Origin of the sequence: Pseudomonas sp. JH-2, from assembly GCF_036231725.1 — a bacterium.
In the GTDB taxonomy this organism is placed as follows: Bacteria; Pseudomonadota; Gammaproteobacteria; order Pseudomonadales; family Pseudomonadaceae; genus Pseudomonas; species Pseudomonas delhiensis.
The window spans coordinates 1-12,165 of sequence record NZ_JAZAQP010000087.1 but is presented as its reverse complement, the minus strand read 5'-3'; the positions used below and the strand labels follow the sequence as shown (position 1 = coordinate 12,165).

Here is a 12,165-nt window from a genome sequence, read left to right as displayed (position 1 = left end):
CCCCGACAGCACGTCCCTGTGCTGATCGGGGCTCTAGCGACATCCATGTCGCATGACCTCCTGAGCGCCGGTTTCGCTCGGCCTCCTGAAGGGGCGTTCCGGTGCGCTCGGACATTTCTCTGGAAATCCTGCTCTTCGTAGGAGCGAGCTTGCTCGCGAAGGGAGTTTCCCGGCAGCTGCGGTGTTTTGGATCGACTCCGCTCCCTCTCCCTAACCCTCTCCCTGAAGGGAGAGGGGACCGTTCGGAGCGCTTGGGTATTCCCGCATCAGCCGGCAGCTCCGGCGCTTTCGGCTAAAGCCATTGTCGACGTTGGCACGGACAAGCCCCCTCTCCCTTCAGGGAGAGGGCTGGGGAGAGGGCTCTCTTTGCAGAGCCCCAACCTCCGCCTCAACCCCATCGGAAATCCGTTGGGCGTACTCCGTCCGCGATTGGATTCACCGGCTAACTCTGAACGACCCCCTCTCCCTCCGGGAGAGGGGCTGGGGTGAGGGCGCGGAGCCAAGCTTGCCACCCACAAGCTGAACCAAACATCCCCCAGCTCTTCCATCTTCACGGCTGGCTGGCGATGGCCTTCTCGATGGCCGCCTGCAAGGCCGGATCATCCGGCTTGGTCAGGCTGGGGAACTGCGCCACCACCTTGCCCTGGCGGTCCACCACGTATTTGTAGAAGTTCCAGCGCGGCGCCTGGTCGGCCTGGCGCGCCAGCTCGCGGAACAGCGGGATGGCGTCGTCGCCGCGCACCGGCTGCACCTGGGTCATGTTGAAGGTCACGCCGTAGTTGCCGTAGCAGACCTGAGCCGTCTCGGCGGCGTCGTCGGCCTCCTGCTTGAAGTCGTCCGAGGGCACGCCCAGCACTTCCAGGCCCTGGCCCTTGTAGCGCCGGTAGATCGCCTCCAGGCCCTTGAACTGCGGGGTGAAGCCGCAGTGGCTGGCTGTGTTGACCACCAGCAACGGCTTGCCGGCGTAGAGCCCGCACAGGTCGAGGTCGACCTTCGAGCGCAGCTTCTGCAGGTGCCCCTGCTGCGCCAGCAGCGGCGGGCAGTCGGCGGCCTGGGCGGCCAGCGGCAGGCAGCACAGCAGGCCGAGGAACAGATGGCGGGACATGGCGATTCTCCTTCTTCGATCGCAGGACGCTACTCCCCTGCCCCGCGCTCGGCAATCCTCAGAAGCAGTGGCCCAGGCCCGCCTGCAGCAGCGCCAGGCCGCCATGGCGCCAGCCCCACCAGGCCAGGCCCAGCAGCGCCACGGCCAGCACGGCCGCACCCAGGCGCAGGGCCAGCGGGCTCATGCCGCCTCCGCGGCGCCCAGGCGCGCCACCGGGCGTTCGCGCACCGGCCAGTTGAGCAGGCCGGCGAGCAGCGAGAGGAGGATCGCGATCCGCCAGACCAGGTCGTAGTTGCCGGTGTGGTCGTAGACGTAGCCGCCCAGCCAGCCGCCGAGGAAGGCGCCGATCTGGTGGAAGAGGAAGGTGATGCCGCCGAGCATGGACAGGTTGCGCACGCCGAACAGCGTGGCCACGGTGCCGTTGGTCAGCGGCACCGTGGACAGCCACAGCAGGCCCATGGCGATGCCGAAGGCGTAGGCCGTCCACACCGTCAGCGGCGCCCAGAGGAAGGCCAGGATCACCAGGCCGCGCACCAGGTACAGGCCGGTCAGCAGCTTCGGCTTGCTGAAGCGCCCGCCGAGCCAGCCGGCGATGTAGGTGCCGAACACGTTGAACAGGCCCACCAGCGCCAGCACCGTGGTGCCGACGGTGGCCGGCAGGTGGCGGTCCACCAGGTAGGCCGGCAGGTGCACGCCGATGAACACTACCTGGAAGCCGCAGACGAAGAAGCCCAGCGACAGCAGCCAGAAGCCGGAATGCCCGCAAGCCTCGCGCAGCGCATCGCCCAGGGACTGCTCGTGGGACTGCGCCGGCAGCGGCTTGTCGCGCATCAGCCCGGCCAGCGGCACGATCAGCGCCACCAGCAGACCCAGGGCAAGCAGCGCCGCCGACCAGCCGAGCCAGCCGATCAGGCCGAGGGTGCCGGGCAGCATGGCGAACTGGCCGAAGGAGCCGGCGGCGGCGGAGATGCCCATGGCCATGCTGCGCCGCTCCAGCGGCACGGCGCGGCCGACGGCGCCGAGGATCACCGAGAAGGAGGTGCCGGACAGGCCGATGCCGATCAGCAACCCGGCGGACAGCGACAGGCTGGCGGCGGAGTCCGCATAGCCCATCAGCACCAGGCCCAGGGCGTACAGCAGGCCGCCCACCAGCACCGCGCGGGCCGCGCCGAAGCGGTCGGCCAGGGCCCCGGTGAACGGCTGGGCGATGCCCCAGATGAGGTTCTGCAGGGCGATGGCGAAGGCGAACACCTCGCGGCCCCAGCCGAACTGCGCGCTCATGGGCGCGAGGAACAGGCCGAAGCCGTGGCGGACGCCCAGGGACAGGGCCAGGATCAGGGCGCCGGACAGCAGGATCCAGAAACCCGCACGCGACAGCTTGGACATTGTTCTTCTCGCTCCAACAGGGGTATATACCCGCATTCATCCAGACAAGGGCCCTTGGCAAAGGGGCTCAATCGAGGGCTTCCAGCTCCCCCAGCAAGGCCATCAGCTGCTCGCGGCGTTCCGCGCCCAGGCGTTCGTACATCCGCCGCTGCGCCGCCTCCCACGGCTGCGCGCCCTGCTCCAGGCGCTCGCGCCCGGCGGCGGTGAGCAGCACCAGGCGGTTGCGCTGGTCACCGGCATCGCCCTGCAGCACAACCAGGCCCTCGGCCTGCAGCGGCCGCAGGTTGCGGCCCAGGGTGCTGCGGTCCAGGCCCATGGCCTCGGCCAGCTCGGAAATGCTCGGTTGCTCCAGGCGCGCCAGGTGGCGCAGCAGGGAAAACTGCGCGACCGTCAGCCCGATGCCCTGCAGGGCATCGTCATAGACGCGGGTGACACCACGGGCGGCACGGCGCAACTGGGTGCAGAGGCATTGGGTGGTCAGCATGATACATGTATATACCCGCGATACCCGCGGCGGTCAATCGCGATGACGGTCGATTGTCCGATCTGCCAGGCGCCGGCTGTTGCCGCTGCCAAGGCCAGGCGGGGTGCGCGGCCGTATAACTGCGCCCACAGTCCCCCCGAGATCACCCCGATGCCCGTCTACAAAGCCCCGCTGCGCGACACCCGCTTCCTGCTCAACGAGGTCTTCGACTTTCCCGAGCACTACCGCAACCTGATCAACGGCACCGAAGCCACCCCGGACATGGTCGACGCCATCCTCGGCGAATGCGCGAAGCTCTGCGAGGAGGTGATCGCCCCGCTCTACCACTCCGGCGACGAGGAAGGCTGCCACCTGGAGAACGGCGAGGTGCGCACGCCCAAGGGCTTCAAGGAGGCCTACGACGCCTACGTGGCCGGCGGCTGGCAGGGCCTGTCGCACCCGGTGGAATACGGTGGCCAGGGCCTGCCGATGAGCCTGGGCGCGCTCAAGCAGGAGATGCTCGGCACCGCCAACTGGCCCTTCTCCATGTACCCGGGGCTGTCCCTGGGCGCCATGAACACCCTGATGCAGCACGGCACCGAGGAGCAGAAGCGCACCTACCTCACGCCCCTCACCGAAGGCCGCTGGGGCGGCACCATGTGCCTCACCGAACCGCAGTGCGGCACCGACCTGGGCCAGGTGAAGACCCGCGCCGAACCCCGGGCCGACGGCAGCTACGCCATCACCGGCACCAAGATCTTCATTTCCTCCGGCGAGCACGACCTCACCGAGAACATCGTGCACATCGTCCTCGCCCGCCTGCCCGACGCGCCCAGGGGCACCCGCGGCATCTCGCTGTTCATCGTGCCCAAGTTCCTGCCCGGCGAAGACGGCGGCCTCGGCCCGCGCAACGGCGTGAGCTGCGGCGCGCTGGAGAAGAAGATGGGCATCAAGGCCTCGGCCACCTGCGTGATGAACTTCGACGAGGCCCGCGGCTTCCTCATCGGCCCGGCGAACAAGGGCCTGGAATGCATGTTCACCTTCATGAACAGCGCGCGCATCGGCACTGCCATCCAGGGCGTGGCCACCGCCGAGCTGGCCTACCAGGGCGCCCTGGCCTATGCCCGCGAGCGCCGCTCGATGCGCGCGCTGTCCGGCACCAAGGAACCGGAACAGGTGGCCGACAGCCTGATGCACCACGGCGACGTGCGGCGCATGCTGCTGACGCAGAAGGCCGTGGCCGAGGGCGGTCGCGCGCTGGTCTACCTGGCCACGCAGTATGCCGACAAGATGATCCAGGGCCTGCTGAGCAACGACGACGCCGAGTACGAGCGCTGGGACGACAAGCTCGGCTTCCTCACCCCGATCCTCAAGGGCTGCCTCACCGAGCTGGGCCTGGAAAGCGCCAACCTGGGCATGCAGGTGTTCGGCGGCCACGGCTACATCCGCGAGCACGGCATGGAGCAGATCGTCCGCGACGCGCGCATCGCCACCCTCTACGAGGGCACCACCGGCATCCAGGCCCTGGACCTGCTGGGGCGCAAGGTGCTGCTGATGACCCAGGGCAAGGCGGTGCGCGACTTCACCAGGGTGGTGGCGAAGTTCGCCACCGGGCTGCTCCGGGAGGAACCGGCCATGCGCGGCCGCGCGCTGACGCTGCTCAAGCTGTGCGCGCAGTGGAACCTGCTGACCCTGCGCATCGCCCTGAGCGCCCGCAAGGAGCGCGACCTGGTGGGCACGGCCAGCCACGACTACCTGATGTTCTCCGGCTACGTGGCCCTGGCCTACGCCTGGGCGCTGCAGGAAGCCACGGCGCGCAGGCGCCTGCGCCAGGGCGGCAGCGAGTCCGGCGACTTCTACAAGGCCAAGATCGCCACCAGCGACTTCTACTTCGCCCGCCTGCTGCCCCGCGCCAAGGGCCACGCGGCGGCCATGGGCAAGCCGGTGCGGTCGGTGATGGGGCTGAAGGCGGAGCATTTCGCCTTCGAGTGAGCCGGGACGTCCGCCAATCGCGGACAAAGTCCGCTCCTACAGGGGAATGCCGTACCTACGGGGGCGTAGGAGCGGACTCCGTCCGCGATTTCGCGCGCGGGCCGGAGCACCGTAGGGCGTATAACCGTTCGCGGTTATACGCCGTTGGCCTGAGGGCGCCCTCTCCCCAACCCTCTCCCTGAAGGGAGAGGGGGCCGTTCGGCGTGGGCGAGAAATTCGGCGTCAACCTGTAGGAGCGGGCCCTGCCCGCGATTTCGCGCGCAGGGCGCGCTCCTACGAAGAGCCTCGGTGCCGAGAACTTACTCGGCAGCCGGCTTCCTGCGCTTGAGCGGCGCCATGCCGTCGTTGCTGACCACCGCGGACGGCGCCGCCTTCGGCTTGTTCGCCGGCTTGCGCTTGGCGGCGGGCTTGGCCCCGGCCTTCTTGCCGGCGTCGGTCTTTTTCTTCTTGGTGCCGGCGGCCTTGCCCGAGGCCTTGAGCTTCTTCGGCCCCTTGTAGCCGGCCTTCAGGCCCGGAATGCTGCGGGCCTCGAAGCGCAGCTTGAGGTAGCGCTCGATGCTCGACATCAGGTTCCAGTCGGTGTGCGCCACCAGCGAGATGGCGGTGCCGGCGGCGCCCGCGCGGCCGGTACGGCCGATGCGGTGCACGTACTCGTCGCCCTTGCGCGGCACGTCGTAGTTCACCACCAGGTCCAGGTTGTCCACGTCCAGGCCGCGGGCGGCCACGTCGGTGGCGATGAGGATCTTCACCGCGCCCTGCTTCAGGCGCTCGATGGCCAGCTTGCGGTCCTTCTGGTCCTTCTCGCCGTGCAGCACGAAGACCTTGTGCCCGGCGGCGATCAGCCGGCCGGTCAGGCGGTCGGCCTGCACGCGGGTGTTGGTGAAGACGATGGCCTTCTCATAGGGCTCGTTCTGCAGCAGCCAGAACAGCACGGCTTCCTTGTGCTCGCCCTCGTCCACCAGGATGACCTGCTGGCTGACTTCCTCGTTGATCTCGCCGACGCGGTTGAGCAGCAGGTGCTCCGGCTCGCGCAGCACCTGCTCGATCATCTCGCGCAGGCCGCTGCCGGCGGTGGCGGAGAACAGCAGGGTCTGGCGCTGCGCCGGGCACTGGCCGGCGAGCTTGAGCACGTCCTCGGCGAAGCCCATGTCGAGCATGCGGTCGGCCTCGTCCAGCACCAGCACCTCGACGTCGCCCAGCGGCAGGTTGCCGGCGTTGAACTGCTCGTTCAGGCGGCCGGGGGTGCCGATGATGATCTCCGGGTTCTTGCGCAGGCGCGCGCCCTGCACCTTGAAATCCTCGCCGCCGGTGATCAGGCAGGCCTTGATGAAGGTGAACTGGGCGAAGCGCTCGACTTCCTTGAGGGTCTGCTGGGCCAGCTCGCGGGTCGGCAGCAGGATCAGCGCGCGGGCGCCGCTTCTGGGCTTCTCCTCGCTGAGCAGGCGGTGCAGCAGCGGCAGCACGAAGGCGGCGGTCTTGCCGCTGCCGGTCTGCGCGGTCACGCGCAGGTCGCGGCCCTCCAGCGCCTTCGGGATGGCCGCGGCCTGGACGGCGGTCGGCTCGGTGAAGGACAGGGTTTCCAGCGCCTTGAGCAGGCGTTCGTGGAGGGCGAATTGGGCGAACAAGGCAGACCTCGGGAAGACGAAAGGAACAAATAGCTGCATAGCGTAACGGTTGCCGCGCGCGCGCGCAGGTTTTATTCGCCGGTCGCGATCCGCACGCCCCGTGTCGCCCTCGGGCAAGTCCGCCGCCGGGGCCCATCCCAGACTGGCCGCAGGACAGCCCGAGGAGTGTCGAGATGCCGCATCGCCCCACCGCCGCCGAGCGCCTCGAGCGCCTGCCGCTGAGCCCCTACCACCGCCTGATCTTCGTGATCATCGCCCTGGCGTTCTTCTTCGACTCCATGGACCTGGCGATGATGACCTTCCTGCTCGGCTCGATCAAAGCCGAGTTCGGCCTGTCCAGCGCCCAGGCCGGGCTGCTGGCCAGCTCCAGCTTCTTCGGCATGGTGCTGGGCGCGGCGCTGTCGGGCATGCTCGCCGACCGCTTCGGGCGCAAGCCGGTGTTCCAGTGGAGCATCGTGCTCTGGGGCCTGGCCAGCTACCTGTGCTCCACCGCCGGCGACGTGCAGAGCCTGACGCTGTACCGCGTGCTGCTGGGCATCGGCATGGGCATGGAGTTCCCCATCGCCCAGTCGCTGCTCTCGGAGATGATCCCGGCCAGGGCCCGCGGCCGTTACATCGCGCTGATGGACGGCTTCTGGCCGCTGGGCTTCATCGCCGCCGGCTGCCTGTCCTACTTCGTGCTGCCGGTCGCCGGCTGGCGCAGCCTGTTCCTGCTGCTGGCCTTCCCCGCCCTGTTCGTGCTGGCCATCCGCTTCATGGTGCCGGAGTCGCCGCGCTGGCTGGAACAGGCCGGGCTGGCGGACAAGGCCGAACGCTCGCTGCAACGCATCGAGGCGCGGGTGATGGCCTCGCTGAAGCTATCCAGCCTGCCCGAACCGCAGCCGCTGGCGCGTCCCGAACCGAGCCGCCCGGGCTTCTTCAGCGCCTTCGCCGAACTCTGGTCGCCGGCCTACCGCAGTCGCACCCTGACAGTCTGGAGCTTGTGGTTCTTCGCCCTGCTCGGCTTCTACGGCCTGACCTCCTGGCTCAGCGCCCTGCTGCAGCAATCCGGCTTCGCCGTGACCCAGTCGGTGTACTACACGGTGCTGATCTCCCTGGCCGGCATCCCCGGCTTCCTCTGCGCCGCCTGGCTGGTGGAGCGCTGGGGGCGCAAGCCGAGCTGCGTGCTGATGCTCCTGGGCGGCGGCGCCATGGCCTACGCCTACGGCCAGACCGCGGTGTTCGGCGGCAGCCTGGCGCTGCTGATCGGCTTCGGCCTGGCCATGCAGTTCTTCCTCTTCGGCATGTGGGCGGTGCTCTACACCTACACCCCGGAGCTGTATCCCACCTCGGCGCGCGCCACCGGCTCGGGCTTCGCCTCGGCGGTGGGCCGGGTCGGCTCGCTGCTGGGGCCCACCATCAGCGGCCTGGTGCTGCCGGTGGCCGGCCAGGGCGGCGTGTTCACCCTCGGCGCGCTGTGTTTCCTGGTGGCCGCCGCGGTGGTCTGGGGCTTCGGCATCGAGACCCGCGGGCGCACCCTGGAGGAGCTGGCAGGCTGAAGTTACATTTCGGAAATTTCCTCCCCGCCCCAGCCGCTACAATGCCGCACTCACCCCGGCCAACGCGGCCGGGCCTTCGCGGCTACCCCGTAGCCTCCGCAATACGCGCCACCCCGCACTGGCGCCCCGATCCAAAGGATGTTTCCGGCCTATGGACCTTTCCTCCCCCCTCGCTACCCTCCAGGGCTACTGGGCCCTACTCGACCAACAACCGCTGGCCAGCGCCGGCCTCGGCCTGGCCCTGCTGCTGGGCGTGGCCTGGCTGCTCGGCCGCCTGGCGCGCTACCTGGTGCGCCGCATAGCCGACCTGCTGGCCCGCCAGCCGGCGCTGGGCTGGCTCAGCGACCTGCGCGACAACCGCGTGTTCATGCGCCTGGCCCAGACGGTACCGTCGCTGGTGGTGCAGTTCGGCCTGGCGCTGATCCCCAACCTGACCGGCCGGCCCGAGGCCTTCCTGCGCAACCTGGCCATGGCGGTCACCGCGCTGTTCCTGCTGCTGGCCCTGAGCGCCCTGCTCGACGCCCTGCTGGACATCTACGCGCGCACCGAACACGCCCGCACCCGCTCGATCAAGGGCTACGTGCAGCTGGCCAAGCTGTTCCTGTTCGTGTTCGGCGGCATCGTCATCGTCTCCATCCTCATCGACCGCTCGCCGATGCTGCTGCTCTCGGGCCTGGGCGCCATGTCCGCGGTCCTGCTGCTGGTCTACAAGGACACCCTGCTGAGCTTCGTCGCCAGCGTGCAACTGACCAGCAACGACATGCTGCGCGTGGGCGACTGGATCGAGATGCCCCAGGTCGGCGCCGACGGCGACGTGGTGGACATCACCCTGCACACGGTGAAGGTGCAGAACTGGGACAAGACCATCGTCTCCGTGCCCACCTGGCGCCTGATGTCCGAGTCGTTCAAGAACTGGCGCGGCATGCAGCAGTCCGGCGGGCGGCGCATCAAGCGCAGCCTGTACCTCGACGCCAGCCAGGTGCGCTTCCTCGACGAAGCCGAGGCGCAGCGACTGTCCGGCGTGCGCCTGCTGACCGACTACCTGCAGCGCAAGCAGGACGAGCTGAGCGAGTGGAACCAGGCCAACGCCGGCAACGTGCCGCTGTCGGCCAACCGCCGGCGGCTGACCAACATCGGCACCTTCCGCGCCTACGCCGAGGCCTACCTCAAGGCCCACCCGGAGATCCACCCGCACATGACCTGCATGGTCCGCCAACTGCAGCCCACCGCCGAGGGCGTGCCCCTGGAGATCTACTGCTTCACCCGCACCACCGCCTGGCTGGAGTACGAGCGCATCCAGGGCGACCTCTTCGACTACCTGCTGGCGGTGCTGCCGGAGTTCGGCCTGGGCGTCTACCAGCAGCCCAGCGGCCAGGACCTGCGCGGCGGCCTGCAGGGCTTGCAGCCGACAGCAACGCGCGGCGAACGCCATCCGGCGCTGGAAGTGGAACAGGCCTGATCGGACGGGCGACAGCAGCCGCCCTGGCCGCCTGGCCAGGGCGATGCCATGCTCAATGCAGGCGCGCGCTTCCGCGCGCCTTTCCCGGAGACACGCCGTGCCCGCCACCCTCATCTATTACGTGGCCAGCAGCCTGGACGGCTACATCGCCCGCCCCGACGGCAGCGTCGACTGGCTGAAGTATTTCCAGAGCCAGGACGACGACCATGGCTACGCCGCCTTCTACGCCGGCATCGATGGCCTGCTGATGGGCCGCGGCACCTACCTGCAATGCCTCGACTTCGGCGAATGGCCCTACCCGGACAAGCCGGCCATCGTCCTCACCCGCGCCAACCATCTGCCGCTGGCAGCCCCCCAGGTGGAACTGCTGCACTGCTCGCCCAGCGAGGCCCTGGCCAACCTGGAGGCCCGCGGCTGCCAGCGCATCTGGCTGGTGGGCGGCGGCAGCCTGGCCGGCAACTGCCTGGCGGCGGACTTGCTCGACGAGGTGATCGTCAGCATCATTCCGCACCTGCTCGGCGCCGGCATCCCGCTGTTCGGCATCGGGCTCGAACGGCGCCTGCAACTGCTGGAACAGCGCAGCTTCCCCAGCGGCATCGTGCAGGTGCGCTACCAGGTCCTCAAGTGAGCCCGCGCATGCCCCAGACCACCCTCGACATCGCCGCCGCCTGCCTGCTCGACGCCAGCGGCCGCCTGCTGCTGGTGCGCAAGCGCGGCACCCGCGCCTTCATGCTCCCCGGCGGCAAGCGCGAACCCGGCGAAAGCCCGCAGCAGGCGCTGCTGCGCGAACTGCAGGAAGAACTCGGCCTCGTCCTGCCGGCCAGCGCCCTGCAGCCACTGGGCAACTTCCAGGCCGCCGCGGCCAACGAAGCCGATACCCGCGTCGACGCCCACGTCTTCGTCGCCAGCCTGCCGCACCCGGTGAGCGCCGCCGCCGAACTGGAGGAACTGGCCTGGCTGGAAGATGGCCGCCACCCCGAGCCGCTGGCTCCGCTGCTGCGCGAAAAAGTCCTGCCGGCGCTGCGCGAACACCTCGCCGACTGACGAAAATCGTCAGATGACCTGCATTTCGTCGGGTTTTTCCCTGCGACATGAGGTCCCACTCCACGCCTCCCCCGCCCCCTTCTTCCCGCCCTCGCGCGGCCTTTGGCCATCTCCCGGCAAGCTGCCTGGCATAGGGCTTTCAGCTATAAGGCCGGCACCCCACCGGGCGCTCCGGACACATGTCATCGAATGCCCGCCGAGTCACACGGCGTCCCCCGCAAGCGACGGACGGTCAAAACACAGTCACGAAAAGTCGGTCAGAATGCGCGGAATTTTTCGCGGACCAAAGGAAACCATCGCCCGCCGAAGAGCAACGGCGATCCAGCGGAGTCTGGGTTACATCCACAACCAGAAAGAAGACATGCCGAATGCGCAGTACCCTTTTGACATGCCTTTCCATAGGCTTGGCAGCCAGTTTGGCCGCCGTTGTAACCGGGGTGGAAGCTTCCCCACGGGCCACGCGCTCCTACGCGCCCGCCCCTCTCGAACTCCGTGTCCCGGTGCAGGGCAAGGAGCTGCTGAGCATCGCCCAGCCGGCGAAGCCGCAGCCCAGTGACGCCCACCAGGTCACCCAGCGTGCCTTCAGCATGATCGGCACGCCCTACCGCTGGGGCGGCACCTCGCCCAAGGGTTTCGACTGCAGCGGCCTGGTCAAGTACGTGTTCCGCGACGTCGACGACGTCGAGCTGCCGCGCACCGCCCGGGCCATCTACCAGAGCAGCAACCCCAAGGTGGCGCGCCGCGACCTGCAGCCCGGCGACCTGGTGTTCTTCCGCATCCGCAGCCGCAACGTCGACCACGTGGGCATCTACGTCGGCAACGACCGCTTCGTCCACGCCCCGCGCCGCGGGCAGAAGGTGAAGGTGGCCAACCTCAACGACAAGTACTGGCAACGCCATTACCTGGCGGCCAAGCGCGTGCTGCCGGAGACCCTGGCCAAGGCCGACCTGCCGGGCAACCGCTTCGAGTAAGGGCCTGCGCCGCAAGACAGGACGCCGTTTTCCCGGTGAGGGGAAACGGCGTTTTTTGTGGGCGAGAGAAGGACGCCCGCTCCTTGCTCGCGGATATTGCTCCGCACACGCCAACCTCCCCCTGACGCGAAAACCCAGGCCGTGCCACCGGGGCGTCCAGCGCGGCCGGTGAATCCAATCGCGGACGGAGTCCGCCCTACGGACTTCCGATGGGGTTGAGGCGGAGGTTGGGCTCTGCAAAGAGAGCCCTCTCCCCAGCCCTCTCCCTGAAGGGAGAGGGGGCTTGTCCGTGCCAACGTCGACAATGGCTTTAGCCGAAAGCGCCGGAGCTGCCGGCTGATGCGGGAATACCCAAGCGCTCCGAACGGTCCCCTCTCCCTTCAGGGAGAGGGTTAGGGAGAGGGAGCGGAGTCGATCCAAAACACCGCAGCTGCCGGGAAACTCCCTTCGCGAGCAAGCTCGCTCCTACGAAGAGCAGGATTTCCAGAGAAATATCCGAGCGCACCGGAACGCCCCTTCAGAAGGCCGAGCGAAACCGGCGCTCAGGAGGTCATGCGACATGGATGTCGCGAGAGCCCCGAT

11 protein-coding genes are annotated in these 12,165 nt (G+C 68.6%); 6 read left to right on the top strand and 5 right to left on the bottom strand.

Annotated features, from left to right (window positions below; all coding sequences use genetic code 11):
• Positions 1-550: 550 nt before the first annotated feature.
• The 4 genes from VV867_RS30390 to VV867_RS30375 form a co-directional block, all read right to left on the bottom strand.
• The gene (locus VV867_RS30390; protein WP_328568389.1) at positions 551-1,105 is read right to left on the bottom strand and encodes a glutathione peroxidase; all 555 of its coding nucleotides are present in this window, start codon (positions 1,103-1,105) and stop codon (positions 551-553) included.
• A 58-nt stretch (positions 1,106-1,163) separates the two neighbouring features.
• A complete protein-coding gene (locus VV867_RS30385; RefSeq protein ID WP_328568388.1) occupies positions 1,164-1,289 on the bottom strand; it encodes a hypothetical protein in 126 nt (41 codons plus the stop codon).
• Positions 1,286-2,482: an MFS transporter gene (locus VV867_RS30380; protein WP_275630431.1), complete on the bottom strand. Its 1,197-nt coding sequence runs from the start codon at positions 2,480-2,482 to the stop codon at positions 1,286-1,288. The genes VV867_RS30385 and VV867_RS30380 overlap by 4 nt, the downstream gene beginning before the upstream one ends.
• Before the next feature lie 76 nt (positions 2,483-2,558).
• Entirely contained in the window at positions 2,559-2,975 is a 417-nt protein-coding gene (locus VV867_RS30375; RefSeq protein ID WP_089393649.1) for a MarR family winged helix-turn-helix transcriptional regulator, read from the bottom strand.
• A gap of 150 nt (positions 2,976-3,125) precedes the next feature.
• Between VV867_RS30375 and VV867_RS30370 the strand changes: the two genes are divergently transcribed.
• Positions 3,126-4,946, top strand: a complete 1,821-nt coding sequence (locus VV867_RS30370) for an acyl-CoA dehydrogenase C-terminal domain-containing protein (RefSeq protein ID WP_328568387.1) — start codon at positions 3,126-3,128, stop codon at positions 4,944-4,946.
• A 299-nt stretch (positions 4,947-5,245) separates the two neighbouring features.
• Here VV867_RS30370 and VV867_RS30365 read toward each other — a convergent pair whose 3' ends face one another.
• Positions 5,246-6,610 carry a DEAD/DEAH box helicase gene (locus VV867_RS30365; protein WP_328568386.1) on the bottom strand — a complete coding sequence of 455 codons (1,365 nt, stop codon included), beginning with the start codon at positions 6,608-6,610 and terminating at the stop codon, positions 5,246-5,248.
• Between the two features lie 134 nt (positions 6,611-6,744).
• Between VV867_RS30365 and VV867_RS30360 the strand changes: the two genes are divergently transcribed.
• From VV867_RS30360 to VV867_RS30340, 5 genes are all read left to right on the top strand, one after another.
• Positions 6,745-8,109: an MFS transporter gene (locus VV867_RS30360; RefSeq protein WP_109936936.1), complete on the top strand. Its 1,365-nt coding sequence runs from the start codon at positions 6,745-6,747 to the stop codon at positions 8,107-8,109.
• 151 nt (positions 8,110-8,260) lie between these two features.
• The gene (locus tag VV867_RS30355; RefSeq protein ID WP_328568385.1) at positions 8,261-9,568 is read left to right on the top strand and encodes a mechanosensitive ion channel family protein; all 1,308 of its coding nucleotides are present in this window, start codon (positions 8,261-8,263) and stop codon (positions 9,566-9,568) included.
• Positions 9,569-9,665: 97 nt separating this feature from the next.
• Positions 9,666-10,196: a dihydrofolate reductase family protein gene (locus tag VV867_RS30350; protein WP_109936934.1), complete on the top strand. Its 531-nt coding sequence runs from the start codon at positions 9,666-9,668 to the stop codon at positions 10,194-10,196.
• Between the two features lie 8 nt (positions 10,197-10,204).
• Positions 10,205-10,612, top strand: a complete 408-nt coding sequence (locus tag VV867_RS30345; RefSeq protein WP_275629177.1) for an NUDIX hydrolase — start codon at positions 10,205-10,207, stop codon at positions 10,610-10,612.
• Positions 10,613-10,980: 368 nt separating this feature from the next.
• Positions 10,981-11,583 carry a C40 family peptidase gene (locus VV867_RS30340; RefSeq protein WP_089393656.1) on the top strand — a complete coding sequence of 201 codons (603 nt, stop codon included), beginning with the start codon at positions 10,981-10,983 and terminating at the stop codon, positions 11,581-11,583.
• The last annotated feature ends 582 nt before the right edge of the window (positions 11,584-12,165 follow it).